The sequence below is a fragment of the Fictibacillus sp. b24 genome (assembly GCF_030348825.1).
Taxonomy (GTDB): Bacteria; Bacillota; Bacilli; order Bacillales; family Fictibacillaceae; genus Fictibacillus.
The window spans coordinates 67,382-85,241 of record NZ_JAUCES010000005.1 but is presented as its reverse complement, the minus strand read 5'-3'; the positions used below and the strand labels follow the sequence as shown (position 1 = coordinate 85,241).

Annotated in this window: 16 protein-coding genes, 1 tRNA gene, 2 rRNA genes, 1 riboswitch and 1 other annotated feature; of the genes, 15 read left to right on the top strand and 4 right to left on the bottom strand. The window is 43.1% G+C overall.

Features of this window, described 5'->3' with window-relative positions:
* The first annotated feature begins 13 nt into the window (after window positions 1–13).
* Both QUF49_RS00535 and rrf read left to right on the top strand, forming a co-directional pair.
* Window positions 14–2,950: ribosomal RNA gene (locus QUF49_RS00535) — 23S ribosomal RNA — on the top strand.
* Between the two features lie 89 nt (window positions 2,951–3,039).
* Window positions 3,040–3,155 (top strand): 5S ribosomal RNA (rrf, locus tag QUF49_RS00530).
* Window positions 3,156–3,572: 417 nt separating this feature from the next.
* Here the strand turns inward: rrf and QUF49_RS00525 are convergent.
* Entirely contained in the window at window positions 3,573–4,544 is a 972-nt protein-coding gene (locus tag QUF49_RS00525; protein ID WP_289493803.1) for a YaaC family protein, read from the bottom strand.
* 134 nt (window positions 4,545–4,678) lie between these two features.
* On the opposite strand from QUF49_RS00525, the gene guaB reads away from it, so the two are divergent.
* The 12 genes from guaB to QUF49_RS00465 all read left to right on the top strand — a co-directional run bounded on the left by guaB (window position 4,679) and on the right by QUF49_RS00465 (window position 14,825).
* Entirely contained in the window at window positions 4,679–6,136 is a 1,458-nt protein-coding gene (gene guaB / locus QUF49_RS00520) for an IMP dehydrogenase (protein WP_289493801.1), read from the top strand.
* 100 nt (window positions 6,137–6,236) lie between these two features.
* The gene (locus QUF49_RS00515; RefSeq protein WP_425590448.1) at window positions 6,237–7,574 is read left to right on the top strand and encodes a D-alanyl-D-alanine carboxypeptidase family protein; all 1,338 of its coding nucleotides are present in this window, start codon (window positions 6,237–6,239) and stop codon (window positions 7,572–7,574) included.
* Between the two features lie 171 nt (window positions 7,575–7,745).
* On the top strand, window positions 7,746–8,630 hold the full coding sequence (pdxS, locus tag QUF49_RS00510) for a pyridoxal 5'-phosphate synthase lyase subunit PdxS (RefSeq protein ID WP_289493799.1): 885 nt from the start codon (window positions 7,746–7,748) through the stop codon (window positions 8,628–8,630).
* A gap of 4 nt (window positions 8,631–8,634) precedes the next feature.
* The gene (pdxT, locus tag QUF49_RS00505) at window positions 8,635–9,219 is read left to right on the top strand and encodes a pyridoxal 5'-phosphate synthase glutaminase subunit PdxT (RefSeq protein WP_289493798.1); all 585 of its coding nucleotides are present in this window, start codon (window positions 8,635–8,637) and stop codon (window positions 9,217–9,219) included.
* 37 nt (window positions 9,220–9,256) lie between these two features.
* Window positions 9,257–9,475: a binding site (T-box leader), on the top strand.
* 294 nt (window positions 9,476–9,769) lie between these two features.
* Window positions 9,770–11,044 (top strand): serine--tRNA ligase, encoded by a 1,275-nt coding sequence (gene serS / locus QUF49_RS00500; protein WP_289497547.1) that lies wholly within the window; start codon window positions 9,770–9,772, stop codon window positions 11,042–11,044.
* Between the two features lie 101 nt (window positions 11,045–11,145).
* A tRNA-Ser gene (locus tag QUF49_RS00495) sits at window positions 11,146–11,238 on the top strand.
* Window positions 11,239–11,456: 218 nt separating this feature from the next.
* Window positions 11,457–11,594, top strand: a complete 138-nt coding sequence (locus QUF49_RS00490; protein WP_289493797.1) for a hypothetical protein — start codon at window positions 11,457–11,459, stop codon at window positions 11,592–11,594.
* Between the two features lie 78 nt (window positions 11,595–11,672).
* Complete coding sequence (locus QUF49_RS00485) at window positions 11,673–11,831, top strand: hypothetical protein (RefSeq protein ID WP_289493795.1); 159 nt, start codon at window positions 11,673–11,675, stop codon at window positions 11,829–11,831.
* A gap of 82 nt (window positions 11,832–11,913) precedes the next feature.
* Window positions 11,914–12,021, top strand: a riboswitch (SAM riboswitch).
* A 68-nt stretch (window positions 12,022–12,089) separates the two neighbouring features.
* Window positions 12,090–13,103 carry a methionine ABC transporter ATP-binding protein gene (locus QUF49_RS00480; RefSeq protein ID WP_289493794.1) on the top strand — a complete coding sequence of 338 codons (1,014 nt, stop codon included), beginning with the start codon at window positions 12,090–12,092 and terminating at the stop codon, window positions 13,101–13,103.
* On the top strand, window positions 13,096–13,758 hold the full coding sequence (locus tag QUF49_RS00475; protein ID WP_289493793.1) for a methionine ABC transporter permease: 663 nt from the start codon (window positions 13,096–13,098) through the stop codon (window positions 13,756–13,758). Before QUF49_RS00480 ends, QUF49_RS00475 begins: the two co-directional genes overlap by 8 nt.
* A gap of 87 nt (window positions 13,759–13,845) precedes the next feature.
* A complete protein-coding gene (locus QUF49_RS00470; RefSeq protein ID WP_289493791.1) occupies window positions 13,846–14,013 on the top strand; it encodes a hypothetical protein in 168 nt (55 codons plus the stop codon).
* A complete protein-coding gene (locus QUF49_RS00465) occupies window positions 14,010–14,825 on the top strand; it encodes a MetQ/NlpA family ABC transporter substrate-binding protein (RefSeq protein WP_289493789.1) in 816 nt (271 codons plus the stop codon). The genes QUF49_RS00470 and QUF49_RS00465 overlap by 4 nt, the downstream gene beginning before the upstream one ends.
* A 49-nt stretch (window positions 14,826–14,874) precedes the next feature.
* On the opposite strand, the gene QUF49_RS00460 is transcribed toward QUF49_RS00465, so the two are convergent.
* From QUF49_RS00460 to QUF49_RS00450, 3 genes are all read right to left on the bottom strand, one after another.
* The gene (locus QUF49_RS00460; RefSeq protein ID WP_289493787.1) at window positions 14,875–15,543 is read right to left on the bottom strand and encodes a deoxynucleoside kinase; all 669 of its coding nucleotides are present in this window, start codon (window positions 15,541–15,543) and stop codon (window positions 14,875–14,877) included.
* Complete coding sequence (locus QUF49_RS00455) at window positions 15,540–16,181, bottom strand: deoxynucleoside kinase (protein ID WP_289493785.1); 642 nt, start codon at window positions 16,179–16,181, stop codon at window positions 15,540–15,542. Before QUF49_RS00455 ends, QUF49_RS00460 begins: the two co-directional genes overlap by 4 nt.
* Before the next feature lie 112 nt (window positions 16,182–16,293).
* Window positions 16,294–16,905, bottom strand: coding sequence for a cysteine hydrolase family protein (locus QUF49_RS00450; protein ID WP_289493783.1), 612 nt, complete (start codon window positions 16,903–16,905; stop codon window positions 16,294–16,296).
* Between the two features lie 393 nt (window positions 16,906–17,298).
* On the opposite strand from QUF49_RS00450, the gene tadA reads away from it, so the two are divergent.
* Window positions 17,299–17,799, top strand: coding sequence for a tRNA adenosine(34) deaminase TadA (gene tadA / locus QUF49_RS00445; protein ID WP_289493781.1), 501 nt, complete (start codon window positions 17,299–17,301; stop codon window positions 17,797–17,799).
* Window positions 17,800–17,860 lie beyond the last annotated feature (61 nt).

The window sequence follows — 17,860 nt, the reverse complement described above, 5'->3', positions numbered from 1 at the left end:
AAACATCATATAAGGTTAAGCTAGAAAGGGCGCACGGTGGATGCCTTGGCACTAGGAGCCGAAGAAGGACGGGACGAACACCGATATGCCTCGGGGAGCTGTAAGTAAGCATTGATCCGGGGATTTCCGAATGGGGGAACCCACCATCCGTAATGGGATGGTATCCATATCTGAATACATAGGGTATGAGAAGGCAGACCCGGGGAACTGAAACATCTAAGTACCCGGAGGAAGAGAAAGCAAATGCGATTTCCTGAGTAGCGGCGAGCGAAACGGAAACAGCCCAAACCAGAGGGCTTGCCCTCTGGGGTTGTAGGACACTCTACATGGAGTTACAAAGGAACGAAGTAGGTGAAGCGGTCTGGAAAGGCCAGCCAAAGAAGGTAACAGCCCTGTAGCTGAAACTTCGTTCTCTCCTGAGTGGATCCTGAGTACGGCGGGACACGTGAAACCCCGTCGGAATCCGGGAGGACCATCTCCCAAGGCTAAATACTCCCTAGTGACCGATAGTGAACCAGTACCGTGAGGGAAAGGTGAAAAGCACCCCGGAAGGGGAGTGAAATAGATCCTGAAACCGTGTGCCTACAAGTAGTCGGAGCCCATTAACGGGTGACGGCGTGCCTTTTGTAGAATGAACCGGCGAGTTACGATCCCGTGCAAGGTTAAGTTGATAAGACGGAGCCGCAGCGAAAGCGAGTCTGAATAGGGCGACATAGTACGTGGTCGTAGACCCGAAACCGTGTGATCTACCCATGTCCAGGGTGAAGTTCAGGTAACACTGAATGGAGGCCCGAACCCACGCACGTTGAAAAGTGCGGGGATGAGGTGTGGGTAGGGGTGAAATGCCAATCGAACACGGAGATAGCTGGTTCTCCCCGAAATAGCTTTAGGGCTAGCCTCGCGGCAAGATTCCTGGAGGTAGAGCACTGATTGGACTAGGGGCCCCCACAGGGTTACCGAATTCAGTCAAACTCCGAATGCCAGAGAATTATCCGCGGGAGTCAGACTGCGAGTGATAAGATCCGTAGTCAAAAGGGAAACAGCCCAGACCATCAGCTAAGGTCCCAAAGTATACGTTAAGTGGCAAAGGATGTGGAGTTGCCCAGACAACCAGGATGTTGGCTTAGAAGCAGCCACCATTTAAAGAGTGCGTAATAGCTCACTGGTCGAGTGACTCTGCGCCGAAAATGTAACGGGGCTAAACGTATCACCGAAGCTATGGCTTGTACCGTATGGTACAGGGGTAGGGGAGCGTTCGAAGTGCAGCGAAGTCAGACCGGAAGGACTGGTGGAGCGCTTTGAAGTGAGAATGCCGGTATGAGTAGCGAAAGACAAGTGAGAATCTTGTCCATCGAAAGCCTAAGGTTTCCTGAGGAAGGCTCGTCCGCTCAGGGTTAGTCGGGGCCTAAGCCGAGGCTGAAAAGCGTAGGCGATGGATAACAGGTTGATATTCCTGTACCACCTCCTTTCCGTTTGAACAATGGGGGGACGCAGTAAGGTAGGGTGAGCGCACTGATGGAATAGTGCGTCTAAGCAGTTAGGCTGTTGGGTAGGCAAATCCGCCCAACGTGAAGGCTGAGCTGTGATGGCGAGGGAAATTTTAGTACCGAAGTCCCTGATCCTACACTGCCAAGAAAAGCCTCTAGTGAGGAAAGAGGTGCCCGTACCGCAAACCGACACAGGTAGGCGAGGAGAGAATCCTAAGATGATCGGGAGAACTCTCGTTAAGGAACTCGGCAAAATGACCCCGTAACTTCGGGAGAAGGGGTGCTCTGATAGGGTTTATCGCCCGAGAGAGCCGCAGTGAATAGATCCAAGCGACTGTTTAGCAAAAACACAGGTCTCTGCGAAACCGCAAGGTGAAGTATAGGGGCTGACACCTGCCCGGTGCTGGAAGGTTAAGAGGAGGGGTTATCCTTACGGAGAAGCTCTGAATTGAAGCCCCAGTAAACGGCGGCCGTAACTATAACGGTCCTAAGGTAGCGAAATTCCTTGTCGGGTAAGTTCCGACCCGCACGAAAGGTGTAACGACTTGGATACTGTCTCAACGAGAGACCCGGTGAAATTATAGTACCTGTGAAGATGCAGGTTACCCGCGACAGGACGGAAAGACCCCATGGAGCTTTACTGCAGCTTGATATTGGATTTTGGTACAGCTTGTACAGGATAGGTAGGAGCCTGAGAAGCCGGAGCGCCAGCTTCGGTGGAGGCGTCGGTGGGATACTACCCTGGCTGTATTGAAATTCTAACCTTGAACCGTGATCCGGTTCGGAGACAGTGTCAGGCGGGCAGTTTGACTGGGGCGGTCGCCTCCTAAACAGTAACGGAGGCGCCCAAAGGTTCCCTCAGAATGGTTGGAAATCATTCGCAGAGTGTAAAGGCACAAGGGAGCTTGACTGCGAGACCTACAAGTCGAGCAGGGACGAAAGTCGGGCTTAGTGATCCGGTGGTTCCGCATGGAAGGGCCATCGCTCAACGGATAAAAGCTACCCTGGGGATAACAGGCTTATCTCCCCCAAGAGTCCACATCGACGGGGAGGTTTGGCACCTCGATGTCGGCTCATCGCATCCTGGGGCTGAAGTAGGTCCCAAGGGTTGGGCTGTTCGCCCATTAAAGCGGTACGCGAGCTGGGTTCAGAACGTCGTGAGACAGTTCGGTCCCTATCCGTCGCGGGCGCAGGAAATTTGAGAGGAGCTGTCCTTAGTACGAGAGGACCGGGATGGACACACCGCTGGTGTACCAGTTGTTCCGCCAGGGGCATAGCTGGGTAGCTACGTGTGGACGGGATAAGTGCTGAAAGCATCTAAGCATGAAGCCCCCCTCAAGATGAGATTTCCCATCACGTTAAGTGAGTAAGACCCCTTAGAGATGATGAGGTTGATAGGTCTGGTGTGGAAGCGTGGTGACACGTGGAGCTGACAGATACTAATCGGTCGAGGGCTTATCCTTAAAATGCATAACGTTTGGAAACGTCGTATCTAGTTTTGAGAGAACATACTCTCTAAACTTAATAAATCATGGTTAACGTCATGATAAGGTCTAGTGATGATGGCGAAGAGGTCACACCCGTTCCCATACCGAACACGGAAGTTAAGCTCTTCAGCGCCGATGGTAGTTGGGGGTCTCCCCCTGTTAGAGTAGGACGTCGCTAGGCAAATGAGGAAGATGGATGAAAATCCATCTTCTTTTTTTTGTGTTACGAAAAGATTAAGGGATCTAGAAAGAGAAAAAAGGAAGAAGATGGCCTCAACCATCTTCCAGCACGCTATATTCTTCAGCAAAAGCTCCCAAAATCCAACCAAAAGCAACTCGATCAGCTCTTACAACGACCATCCAAGCATAAAACCTAATCAAAACACCCCTGATTTCGCCCTCAAAACCTCTCCACATCAACCCAACTAAACATAATTCCACGGTAATCCTGAATATATCCAAGGTAATTTAAAATATATCCGCGGATAAGGGCCATATATCCGCGGATAAAAAATTTTATCCGATTTTAGTGTTTAATCCGCCCACCTCAACAAGTAAACATCTCACTTTAAGCTCACAATCCATACCTTCAACCTAACTAATTCCTCAACTGCAGCATCTCCCCAAAAAGATACGGCATTTTATGAGCAGTAATGTTTAGGAATTGCTTAATATAGGGTAATTCTTCTGAGGTATACGTATGGAAGAGTTCACTCCACCATTCAGTATCGTATCTGCTAAGCATACTTAAGTTATAAAGGATCACATAGTGAACCATAAATTCGTTTAGTTCTGGCGATTGTAACCTATCTCTGTCGACCGGCAAGTAATAGGTATTTTCAAAAAGATGATAAGATAACGGGAAACAATCAAAAGGTTTTAAAGCTTCGTTTGATCGAAGAAGGAATCCAGAATGGTCTTCCTTCCAATCGATTGAAAACTTGGCTGAGAACAATGAGTTCGTATATTCAAGAAATCTTTCTTCTGACATATGTAGACGATCGTTTGATTTTAATGGGAGAAAAAATGTCTCCTCGTTTTCTTTACGCAGCTTAATGAGATTTACATCACCATTCATTTGTTTAAACAGTGGACTTAATTCAGGCAGCGTTTGAAGCAAATGGATCATCGTGAATTTTTCACCTTCCACATGTTTCATGTGAAACAGTTTTTCACAAAAATGATTAAACAGCCCAGTCTTTTGTACCTTCACTTCATCGTAAAGAAATTCATAACTTCTCTTCTTCCTTTTTCTAGTGGAGAGTCCGTGTGCCAATACGGCACTTGAATCAGGGTATTCGGGATCTGCACACAATATACAAGCCTTCATAAGTTGAGTCATGCCATAAAACAGAAGCACAGGCTTTAATTCCATAGGTGCAAGATCAGCTAATTTATAATATTTTTTTCCGTGTTCAATATAGTAAATAAATCCATATGTGTTATCAAAACTTTTTCCATTGCTGTCTTCCATGTTCAGTTTTTCATATTGCTTACTTAGAAAATGCTGTGTTTTTTGAGAGGAAAAGAACATATCAAACAGAGTCCACGCGTCATGTTGCATCATCATTTGTTAAACAATCCTCTCTTTACAAATTATTTGAAAAATCGAACATATTTTGTATTCCTTGACACTAGTTTACCCAGTTGATAATCTACAAATAATATTTTTCAGGATGATAAATTTGAAGGGGTGGTTATGGTATGTGGCAAGATAAGTTTGCAAAAGAAGGTTTAACTTTTGATGATGTATTATTAATTCCAGCAAAGTCTTCGGTTTTGCCTGGTGATGTGTCAATTAAAACGAGGTTATCTGATTCGGTACAATTGAACATTCCGATTATCAGTGCTGGTATGGACACGGTAACAGAAGCAAACATGGCGATCGCTATGGCACGCCAAGGCGGACTAGGAATCGTTCACAAGAACATGTCTATTGAAGAACAAGCTGAACAGATCGATCGTGTTAAACGTTCTGAAAGTGGCGTAATTACAAACCCGTTCTACCTGACACCCGAACATCAAGTATTTGATGCAGAACACTTAATGGGCAAATATCGTATAAGCGGTGTACCTATCGTGGATGCAGATAAGAAGCTAGTAGGTATTTTAACGAACCGTGACCTGCGTTTTGTTCAAGACTATTCCATTAAGATCTCAGATGTTATGACAAAAGAAAACTTAGTGACCGCGCCAGTAGGCACTACATTAAAAGAAGCTGAAAAAACACTTCAGCAATATAAAATTGAAAAGCTCCCATTAGTTGATGATGAAGGGATCCTTCAAGGCTTAATCACAATTAAGGATATTGAAAAAGTTATCGAGTTCCCTAACTCAGCCAAAGACTCTCAAGGACGTTTACTTGTAGGTGCTGCAGTTGGTGTTACGAAGGATGCGCTTCTTCGCGTAGAGAAGCTTGTAGATGCAGGCGTCGATGCAATTGTTATTGATACGGCGCATGGGCATTCTGAAGGTGTACTTCAAAAAGTTCGTGAAGTAAGACAAGCTTATCCTGACTTAACAATTATTGCTGGTAACGTTGCGACCGCAGAAGCGACTCGTGACTTGATCGAAGCAGGAGCAAGTGTTGTTAAAGTTGGTATCGGACCAGGATCGATCTGTACGACACGTGTTGTAGCAGGGGTAGGTGTACCTCAAGTGACAGCTGTTTACGATTGTGCGACTGAAGCTAAGAAGTATGGAGTGCCGATTATCGCAGATGGCGGTATTAAATACTCTGGAGATATTGTTAAAGCCATTGCAGCAGGCGGAAATGCTGTAATGCTGGGCAGCATGCTTGCAGGCGTATCAGAGAGCCCTGGAGAGCGTGAAATCTTCCAAGGACGTCAGTTTAAAGTGTATCGCGGAATGGGTTCTGTTGGAGCTATGGAACGCGGCAGCAGCGACCGATATTTCCAGGAAAATAATAAAAAGCTTGTTCCAGAAGGCATTGAGGGACGTGTGCCGTACAAAGGACCTCTTGCAGATACAGTTTATCAGCTAATTGGCGGTATTCGCTCTGGTATGGGCTATTGTGGAACGGCGACGATCGACGAACTTCAAAATGATTCCCGTTTTGTAAAAATCACGGGTGCCGGTCTTCGGGAGAGTCACCCTCACCAAGTTCAAATTACTAAAGAAGCACCAAATTATTCAGTCTAAAGACGCATTTTAAGACAGAGGTATAACCTCTGTCTATTTTTTTGAAAAGGTGTATGTTACAATAATTTTTGTGTGTAAATGGGTATGGAGGTGCAGTTTTTTGAACAGCAAGATAAAACAACTATTAGCGTTGACGCTAGTATTTTCATTTGTAGTTGGAAGTTTATTTAGTTTTTCTCAAACAGCAAGTGCAGCGCCGTCTTTAGATATTAAAGCTGAAGGTGCTATTCTTGTTGATGCAGAAACAGGAAAAATATTATATCAGAAAAATGCTGATAAGTTACTTGCCCCTGCAAGTATGAGTAAGATGATGACTGAATACTTATTGCTCGAAGCAATTAATAAAGACAAGATTTCATGGGATCAGAAAACAAGTATTTCTGAATATGCACATAAGATTTCTCAAAACCGTACATTGTCAAACGTGCCATTACGAGTAGATGAAAAATATACAGTACGAGAATTGTATCAATCAATGGCGATTTATTCAGCCAATGGTTCGACGATTGCATTAGCTGAACTTTTAGCTGGTTCAGAGGGTGAATTTGTTAAGAAAATGAATGCCAAAGCTAAAGAGTTTGGCATGAAAGATTATAATTTTGTTAACTCTACAGGTCTTAACAATAAAGATTTGTTCGGTAACCATTCGAGTGGGTCCGAAACAGATGAAAACATGATGAGTGCTCGTGCAACCGCTATTCTTGCTTTCAGACTGCTTCAAGATCATCCCGAAGTATTAGAAACAGCTAGTATTCCAAGAATGACTTTCCGTGAAGGTACAGATGACAAAATTAATATGGAAAACTGGAACTGGATGCTTCCTGAACTAAATAGCGGTTATGCAGGAGTAGACGGACTTAAAACAGGTTCTACTGATCTTGCAGGCAACTGTTTTACAGGTACAGTGAAAAAAGGAGATACTCGCCTAATTTCAGTTGTTATGAAAACAGGTACTCGTTTAGATCGATTTAAAGAAACAAAAAAGTTATTTGATTTTGGATTTGCAAACTTCGAAAAAGAGCAAATTCTACCTAAGAATTATCAAGTAAAAGGCAACAAAACAGTCCCTGTCGTAAAGGGTAAAGAAAAAGAAGTAAAAGTTGCTACGAAAGAACCTCTTTCAATGGTGATTAAAAGAGGAGAAAAAGAAAACTATAAGCCTAAGTTTGTTATGGATAAGAAGAAGATGACAAAGGACGGCGAACTGACTGCCCCAGTTAAAAAAGGGGAAGTAGTTGGCCATATCATTATTGAGTATACGGGCAGCGGAGAAGATTACGGCTATTTACTTAATGGAGACACAAAAGGTAAGACAGAAGTGGTAACAACACAATCTGTTGAAAAAGCAAACTGGTTTGTACTTGCACTTAGAGGTGTTGGCGGTTTCTTTGGAGGACTTTGGTCTGGAACAGTTGACATGGTTAAAGGCTGGTTCTAATTTCATAACAGTTTAAAAGCTCTTTAGCTCATGCTAAAGGGCTTTTTTTTCAGAAAATATAGAGAGCTTGCGCTTTTTATGATTTGCGATAAAATAGATGAGAATACTAGTTTTAATATAAAACGACCGAAATTATCGGTAACACTACATAAAAATCAGGGGGTAGTAAGCATGTTAAAAACAGGTACTGAACGTGTTAAACGAGGGATGGCAGAAATGCAAAAAGGCGGCGTTATTATGGACGTTGTAAACGCTGAGCAGGCTCGTATTGCTGAAGCTGCAGGAGCTGTAGCCGTAATGGCACTTGAGCGCGTTCCTTCAGATATTCGTGCAGCAGGCGGCGTAGCTCGTATGGCAGATCCTACGATTACGGAAGAAGTTCTGAATGCTGTTTCTATTCCTGTTATGGCGAAAGCTCGTATCGGACATATCGTGGAGGCACGCGTGCTTGAAGCAATGGGTGTTGATTACATCGATGAGAGTGAAGTACTAACGCCAGCAGATGAAGTTTTCCACTTATTGAAGAGTGATTACACAGTTCCATTCGTATGCGGTGCTCGTGATCTTGGAGAGGCATCACGCCGTATTGCTGAAGGTGCATCCATGCTTCGTACGAAAGGTGAGCCTGGAACAGGTAACATCGTTGAAGCTGTTCGTCACATGAGAATGATTCAAGGGCAAATCCGTAAAGTTGTTGCCATGAGCGAAGACGAGCTTATGACAGAAGCGAAAAACTTAGGAGCGCCATTTGAAATTCTTCTTCAAATTAAAAAAGCAGGCAAGCTTCCTGTCGTTAACTTTGCAGCAGGCGGCATCGCAACACCAGCAGATGCAGCACTTATGATGGAGCTTGGTGCTGACGGTGTATTTGTAGGATCAGGGATCTTTAAATCTGAGAACCCAGAAAAGTTTGCTCGTGCGATCGTTGAAGCAACAACTCATTACCAAGACTACAAACTGATTGCTGAACTTTCTAAAGGTCTAGGAACTGCTATGAAAGGGATCGACATCTCTACATTAGCTCAAGGTGAGCGCATGCAGGAGCGAGGCTGGTAATTTTATGCTAAAAATCGGAGTCTTAGCACTGCAAGGGGCTGTACGAGAGCATGTGGCAGCGCTCGAAGCAAGTGGTGCAGAAGCAGTTGCGGTAAAACGTGTTGAAGAGCTCAGCAGTCTAGATGGATTGGTGATACCAGGCGGCGAGAGCACAGCGATGAGACGTTTAATCGATAAATACAGTTTTCTTGAGCCTTTAAAGGAGTTTGCACAAAATAAACCTGTCTTCGGAACATGTGCAGGATTGATCTTGATGGCTAAACGCATTCAAGGACAAGACACGGCACACCTTGAATTGATCGATATGACGGTTGAGCGCAATGCGTTCGGGCGACAAGTAGACAGTTTTGAGGCTGACCTCATGATTCACGGTGTTGGAGAAGATTTTGCGGGTGTATTTATCCGAGCTCCGTTTATAGTCGAAGTAGGACCTGAAGTTGAAATTCTTTCTAAACATAACGACCGAATCGTAGCAGCTAAACAAGGACATTTCTTATGTGCAGCGTTTCATCCGGAACTGACGGACGACTACCGTTTACATCAATTTTTTGTAAAAATGGTACAATCCGCAAAAGAAGTAGTTGCATAAAATAGAAAAATACTGTACATTACTATAAAATCATTATAAAAAATCAATGACAGGAACTAGTAGCAAAAATGACTTTGTCTAGAGAGTCGGTGGCTGGTGAAAACCGATCAAAGCGTTTTGTGAATCCATCCTCGAGTGAAGAGCTGAACTCTCAGTAAGCTTTTCCGGTGAAGAACCGTTACATGTAATTGAGCCGGCAATGGGCATTCGTTCATTGCAACTAGGGTGGCAACGCGGGTTAACTCTCGTCCCTATTTCTAATTGATATTAGAAATAGCGGGCGGGAGTTTTTTGGTTTGGCTCTTTTCTAAAGATGGTTGCTTTTGGATATTTGTTCATTATCTTCATTGCAAGTTGATTGGAGTGAAAGGTGCGAGACTCCTGCAGGATCAGCGGGACAGGTGAGACTCCTAAAGGCGCAAAGTGGCAGGAGGCTCACCGCACGCCCTGCGGAAAGCGAGCAACCTGTAGCGGAATTCAACTACTTTCCAGAACAACAAAGTTTCCGAAAACAGCTTTTGATTTTTATAAACTAAAGGAGGAAAAACAAATGTTAGATTTAAAATTTGTTCGTGCTAATTTTGAAGAAGTAAAAGAAAAGTTATCTACTCGTGGTGAAGATCTTTCTGGATTGGATCAGTTTGAGGCACTAGACCAGCGCCGCCGTGAGTTGATCGGTGAAACGGAAGCTCTAAAATCTAAACGTAATGAAGTTTCTAAGCAGGTAGCGGAATTTAAGCGTGAGAAAAAGGACGCTGATCACCTAATTACAGAGATGCGTGAAGTAGGCGACAAGATTAAAACGATGGACGATGAACTGCGTCAAGTAGAAGAAGACCTTCACGGTATCATGCTGACGCTTCCTAACCTGCCGCATGAAAGTGTTCCTGTTGGTGAGACAGAGGATGATAACGTTCCAGTTCGTCACTGGGGTGAAGTACCTGAGTTTGCATTTGAAGCAAAAGCACACTGGGATATCGCAACGGATTTAAACATCGTTGATTTTGAACGCGGAGCGAAAGTGACTGGCAGCCGCTTCGCTTTCTACAAAGGTCTTGGAGCACGATTAGAGCGTGCCTTAATTAACTTTATGATGGACCTTCACGAAGACGAACACGGTTATACAGAGGTTCTTCCTCCGTACATGGTAAATCGTCAAAGCATGACAGGTACAGGACAGCTGCCAAAGTTTGAAGAAGACGCGTTTAAAATTCGCGAAGAAGACTATTTCTTAATTCCAACTTCTGAAGTTCCTGTAACGAACATGCACCGTGAAGAGATTTTAACAGCTGAAGAACTGCCGATCACATATGCAGCGTACAGCGCATGTTTCCGTTCTGAAGCAGGTTCTGCAGGACGCGACACGCGCGGTTTAATTCGTCAGCATCAGTTCAATAAAGTAGAGCTTGTTCGCTTCGTTAAACCAGAAGATTCTTATGACGAGCTTGAAAAGCTTACAGGACACGCTGAAAAAGTACTGCAGCTTCTTAACCTGCCGTACCGTGTACTCAGCATGTGTACAGCTGACCTAGGATTCACAGCTGCTAAAAAATACGATATCGAAGTATACCTGCCGAGCTACAGCGAGTACCGCGAGATTTCTTCTTGTTCTAACTTTGAAGATTTCCAAGCGCGCCGTGCTCAAATTCGTTTCCGCAGAGATGCAAAAGGGAAGCCGGAATTCGTTCACACACTTAACGGATCTGGGTTAGCAATCGGACGCACAGTCGCTGCAATCTTGGAAAACTACCAGCAAGAAGACGGCACGGTTGTGATTCCAGAAGTGCTTCGTCCTTACATGGGTAATAAGGAAGTAATTAAGTAAAATGAAGAGAGGGAAATCCCCTCTCTTTTTTTGAATTTTTTTCTCGAAAAGCGTTGACACTATATTCGTCCTCATGTTAATATAGTTCTTGTCAGTCACACGGAGGTATACCCAAGTCCGGCTGAAGGGATCGGTCTTGAAAACCGACAGGGGTTTAACGACCCGCGGGGGTTCGAATCCCTCTACCTCCTCCATATACATATTCAAACCACTTGATCTTACATCAGGTGGTTTTTTTGTTGTGTTTTTTGATGAAGGAGTGTCGACTTTTGCAGCAAGACTCAATTCTATAATTTTTGACTCAATAAGTTTTTATCAGATTTGATTTTAGTTTAAATGGCTGTTAAATAAAGAATTGATGCTTTTCAATCTTTTTTCATTCGCTTCTATGACAAGTTGGTTGAAGTGGAAGGTGAGAGACTCCTCGAAAATTGAACTTCAAATTTTCTTCGTGCGATGTGTCGCTGCCGTAGCCTTCCTTGTCCTGCGGGACAGGCGGGCAGTCCGAAAAGTGGAAGTGGCTCGTTCAGCCCCGACAAGCAAAAGGTGAAGGGGCTAGCAAGGCGCACTTTACCTTGTAGACCATTTAGCTTTTGACCTCGAGTGGCTTGCCACTGCAACTAGACAGGTGAGACACTTAAGAGTGAAACGTACGAATGTGGCTCACCGCCTGCCCTGCGGAAAGCGAAGCACCTGGAACATAGATCAACCACTTTCAAAAACATCAATGAATACGAAAACAGCCATTAAAAAAGCTTCCTTTACACAACTGCAATGTAAGCGCTAACACTTTAAAGTGATAAAATTTAGTATTGACAGAACTTTTAGACAGGGAGTATGATGACAACTATACTTAATTCAATATGAAATGCTTATTAAGAGAGACCGAGGGATCAGGCCCTATGACGTCCGGCAACCTCCATGATGGAACGGTGCCACTTCCTGCAGAATGATAGGTTCATTCTGGAAGATAAGTCGATGATTGCTTATTCGCCCTCTTCCATAGAATGAAGAGGGCTTTTTTATATGTTGAGGGGGAAGACAGATGATCGAGGTTAGAGAGGTAACCAAAATATATAAAGCAAAAGGAAAAGAAATCGTTGGCGTGAAGAATGTATCGCTATCAATAGACAAAGGGGAGATCTTTGGGATTGTCGGTTACAGCGGTGCCGGAAAAAGTTCACTTCTTCGCTGCCTGAATTTATTGGAAAAACCAACATCAGGGGACATACTCATCGACGGAGTATCGATAACCGCGTTAGGGAAAAAGGAGCTTCGGGAAGAGCGGCTTAAGATCGGCATGATCTTTCAGCACTTTTATCTGATCAGCGCAAAAACCGTTTTTGAAAATATCGCGTTTGCTTTAAAAGCGGCAGGAAAAACAAAAGATGAGATCAATCGCAAAACACAAGAGCTGTTGAAGATGGTCGGATTAGAAAATCAAAAAGATCAATATCCTTCTCAGTTGAGTGGCGGGCAGAAGCAGCGAGTCGGTATCGCGAGAGCTCTCGCCAATGACCCGAAGGTATTACTTTGTGATGAAGCTACATCTGCTCTTGATCCGAATACTACAAAGTCCATCCTTTCACTTTTAAAATCAATTAATAAAAAGTTAGGAATTACGATTGTACTCATCACACATGAGATGGAAGTCGTAAAGGAGATTTGCCACCGTATGGCTGTCATGCAGGATGGGGAGATCATTGAGTCAGGTGATGTTTATAACATTTTTGCAAATCCCGAAAAAGAATTAACGAAAACATTTATCAGTTCCGTTATACAGATGGATTTGCCAGAACCATTACTGAAGAATAGAAAAGGTACCGTGATAAAGATTCAATTTAAGGGAGCGATCGCAGAAGAAGCCGTTGTTTCTGAGCTTTTCCAAAACTTTAAAGTAAAAGGAAATATCCTTCACGGAAAGATTGAATATATCCAGGAAACGCCGCTCGGAATCTTTATTATGGAACTAATTGGTGATGAGACAGAGGTAAAACGAGCGATTACGTATATTGAAAGCCGTATAGAAAATCTTGAGGTGGTGAAGAACGTTGCTTGATTCAATATTTAACATTCTGCCAGATTTAAATAAGGCATTTTTTGAAACGTTGTATATGGTCGCCATATCACTAGGTGTTTCATTAATTGTGGGATTACCCCTTGGAATTATCCTGTTTGTTACTGACAAAGGTTTGTTGTTTGAGAACGTGTGGATCAAGCAGATAGCGGGTATACTTGTGAACTTGATCCGCTCTGTACCATTCATTATTTTATTAGTTGCTTTATTACCATTAACACAATTAATCACCGGAACAACGATTGGACCAACAGCAGCATCTGTCTCTTTATCAGTTGCAGCCATTCCGTTCTTTGCAAGGCTCGTAGAAACTTCTTTACGAGAAATCGATAAAGGAGTGATCGAAGCGGCAGTTGCAGTGGGTGCAACGCCATGGATGATCATTCGGGAAGTTCTCCTTCCAGAAGCGAAGCCAGGAATTGTTCAGGCGATAACGGTCACCGCAATCAGCTTACTTGGCTATTCAGCCATGGCCGGTATCGTCGGCGGCGGAGGGATCGGAGACTTCGCAATCCGCTTTGGTTACTATCGCTACGACAACACGATCATGCTCACAACTGTCGTTTTACTAATCGTCATCGTCCAGCTCATGCAAGTCATCGGAGACGGCGCAGCGAAGGCTGTGAATAAGAGATAATTTTTTTCACTAAAGGTAAGAGGCGATAAAGGCTTATCTTTAATCGGTTTTAACGATACACCATCGATAAGTTGGTTGAAGTGGAAGATGCGAGACTCCTACGGGACGAGCGGTCAGGTGGAGACTCCTAATGGCGCAAAGCGACAGGAGGCTCACCGTACGCCCCGTGGAAAGCGAGCATATGGAACGGAAACCAACAACATACAAGAGCATCTAGGATTTTCAAAAACAATTTTTAAAAGGGGATCAACATGAAAAAAATCATACTTACACTACTAACTGCACTGCTAGCTTTTGGTTTAGCTGGCTGCTCGTCATCATCAGATGCATCTAAAGACAAGGAAGTGACACTTGGAGCAACAGCGGGACCATATACAGACATGGTCAACAAAGCGATCAAGCCCTCCCTTGAGAAAAAAGGATATAAAGTTAAAGTGATCGAATTCAGTGATTACATTCAGCCGAACATGGCACTTTCTAAAGGAGATCTGGACGCTAACCTTTTTCAGCACAAAGTCTATATGGAGAATTTCGCTAAAGAAAAGAACTTAAAGCTTTCAGAAGTAATCATAGTTCCAACAGCACCGATGGGACTATATTCCGATAAGTTTAAATCTGTTGATGAGATTAAAGAAGGCAGTACGTTAGCCATTCCGAACGATCCTGTTAACTTAGCGCGTACCTTGATCATGCTTGAAGATGCAAAGCTGATTACGATCAAAGAAGGTATTAATCAACTGACTGCATCTGAAAAAGATGTTCAAGATAATCCAAAGAACTTAGTATTTAAACCATTAGAAGCAGCCCAGCTTCCACGTGCTGTACAAAGTGCGGATGTTGCAGCAGTTCCTGGTAACTTTGCTCTTGCTGCCAAAATGGACTTGCTTGATGCCATTCAATTAGAAAATATGCCAGATACGTACCGTAACCGTGTTGTTGTAAACACAAAAGACGTAGAATCAACCTTTGCAAAAGATATTAAAGAAGTGGTTGAATCCAAAGAGTTTGAAGAAGTAATTGATAAGGAGTTCAAAGGCTTCGGAAAACCCGAATGGATGAAGAAATAGATAAAACAAAACCCCGGACTCATAGAGTTGAGTTCCGGGGTTTTTATGTTTATATGCGAACTTCTCGTTTCGCTTCGATTTTTTGTGCAATCTTTTCTACGATATGATCAATCGATTCAGGATTTTCTCTTAGGTCGTAGTCGTTGATGTTTACGCGCAGCACAGGACAAGAATTGAAGGACGTAATCCACTTTTCATAGCGATCGTACATTTCTTCCCAATAAGAAACAGGTGTTTCTTGCTCCATCTTGCGGCCGCGTTTTTGAATACGAGCTAGAATATCATCAAGAGAACCTTCTAAATAGATCAAACAATCCGGCTGTGGAAAGTACGGTGTCATGACCATCGCTTCAAAAAGGTGAGTATATGTTTCATAATCCACTTCTGACATATTCCCTTTATCAAAGTGCATACGTGCAAAGATCCCTGTATCTTCATAAATGGAACGGTCTTGCACGAATCCTCCGCCATAATCGAACATTCTTTTTTGCTCTTTAAATCGCTCAGCTAAAAAGAAGATCTGCAGGTGAAAACTCCAGCGTTTAAAATCATGATAAAAGTTTTCTAAGTATGGGTTGTTATCGACTTTTTCCATGGATGTACGAAACTTTAATTTTTCAGCTAGTGCATTTGTAAAGGTCGATTTACCTGCTCCGACCATCCCTGCTACTGTAATGACAGCATCATTTGGAATGCCGTATTGAATTAGTTTGTTCATCGCGCAACTTCTCCTTTTTTCAAAGTTGCATCGATTAAGGAAAAGATTTTCTCTTTATCCGTTTCATACGCAACAAAATCTAATTCGTCTCCACTGAAGGTCAGCACCGGAATCTCAGGGTGCTCTTTCTTAAAGGCAGACATAAATGTATCATAATCAGCTGCAAGTTGTTCTAAATAAGCTGGCTCCATGTTTTGCTCAACAAATCGTCCGCGCTTACGAACACGGTCTAAAAGTGTATCTAGACTCGCATTTAAGTATATGATCATATTTGGTACAGGCATATCTTCTGTTAAGATATCAAAACACTGCATATATTTGTGAAGATGACCGTCTTTTAACGTACGACCAGCAAAAATACGGTTCTTGAAAATATGATAATCAGAAACGACAGGTATCTGCTTTGAAAGGTATTGACCATTAATCTCTTCAAGCTGTTTATACCTGTTGCAAAGAAAAAACATCTCGGTTTGAAAACTCCACTCATCAATGTTGTCGTAAAATTTTCCGAGAAAAGGATTTTCCTCTACAATTTCTTTTAATAATTGAAAGTTATAGTGCTCTGCAATGGCTTTTGCCAGTGATGTTTTCCCTACGCCAATCGGCCCTTCAACTGCGATAAAGGGGGTTGAACTCATCTTCCTTTTCCTCCCTTTCGAATAACAAACGAAAAATTACAGACAAAGAATATTGTAGCATACGTTTGGAAAAGGTGGATAGATTATCGGTTAAAAACTTCAATAAAACAGCTTAATACATTGTTTTTGGTTTATCATTCTCAGCCTGTTCTATGATTGCCTGAAGATCTAACTCACCACTTGCAGCGATATCGGCGTTTAACGTCTTTTCCATAAGCAGCAATGCTCTTTCGTTATCCTCTTCTATATTAGAGGCTGAGCAGTCAGACGGTACATGAAGAGTGAAGCCTCGCATATAAGCGTCATTAGCGGTAAAAAGGACACAGATGTTGCCTGCTACGCCGCATAGGATCAGCGTTTGTATACCCAGCTCATTTAATAAAGTTGATAAAGGTGTCGAAAAAAATCCAGAGTGCTTCGGTTTAATAACAAAATAATCGTCTTCGTCCGGCTGTAATGCTGTCACAAACTCCCCTCCAGCTTGTGCCGAACAGTATTCCACAAGTCTTTGCTTGTCTGACTGCCACTGTCCAAAATTGTCATTCACATAGATGATAGGTATGCCTGCTTCTTTTGACCGTTTCTTTAAATCAACAATCTTATCGGCTATCGGCTCAGAAGTTTTTAACAAAAGCGGCGCTTCAGGAAAATTAAAGTCATTAATCACGTCAATAATAAGCAAAGCGACAGGAATTTTCGTCTCACTATTCTGTTGATGTGCCAAAACATATCCCTCACTTTCTTTTAGTTTCTTTTCTAAGTAATTTTATATAAAGAATGTTGCTTTAATATTTTTCCCTCTTCACAGATAAGTTGGTTGTAGTGTAAGGTGTGAGACTCCTCGAAAATTAAACTCAAATTTTCTTCGTGCGATGTGTCGCTGCCGAAGCCTTCCTTGTCCTGCGGGACAGGCGGGCAGGTGAGACACTTAAAAGTGAAACGATCGAATGTGGCTCACCGCCTGCCCCGCGGAAAGCGAAGCACCTGAAACGGAGATCAACCACTTTCAAAATCAACATTGATTCCCAAAACAGCCTTTTATAAAAATCATTCCTTTCTTTATTATTAGCAAAACCTCTTGTATAATCTCTTACAACTAAAACTTTGGAGCGAATTTATGGAGATCTTAGAAAAAGACGAATATTATATGGAGCTTGCTTTAAAGGAAGCGGAAAAAGCAGCGGATATCGGAGAAGTTCCAATCGGCGCTATTCTAGTAAAAGATGATCATATATTGGCAAGAGCTCATAACCTGCGTGAAACGGAACAAAGAGCGATTGCGCATGCGGAGCTGTTAGCGATCGATCAAGCTTGCAAGGAAACGGATGCCTGGAGACTAGAAGGAACAACACTTTACGTAACACTTGAACCTTGTGCGATGTGCTCAGGAGCCATCGTTCTCTCAAGGGTAAGCCGAGTTGTTTATGGAGCGGCTGATCCTAAAGGAGGATGCGCAGGGACGTTGATGAACCTTTTGCAAGAACATCGCTTTAATCATCAATGTGAAGTGACCTCGGGTGTTAAAGAGGAGGAGTGCGGTCAGATTCTTTCAAGTTTTTTTAAAAACCTTCGTGACAGAAAAAGGAAGGAAAAGGAAGAGAGAAAGAAGGAGCTTTAGAGCTTGTACGGTTGATTTTTTTTTATAGGCATAGTATACTAATTCTTGCACATTCGATTGT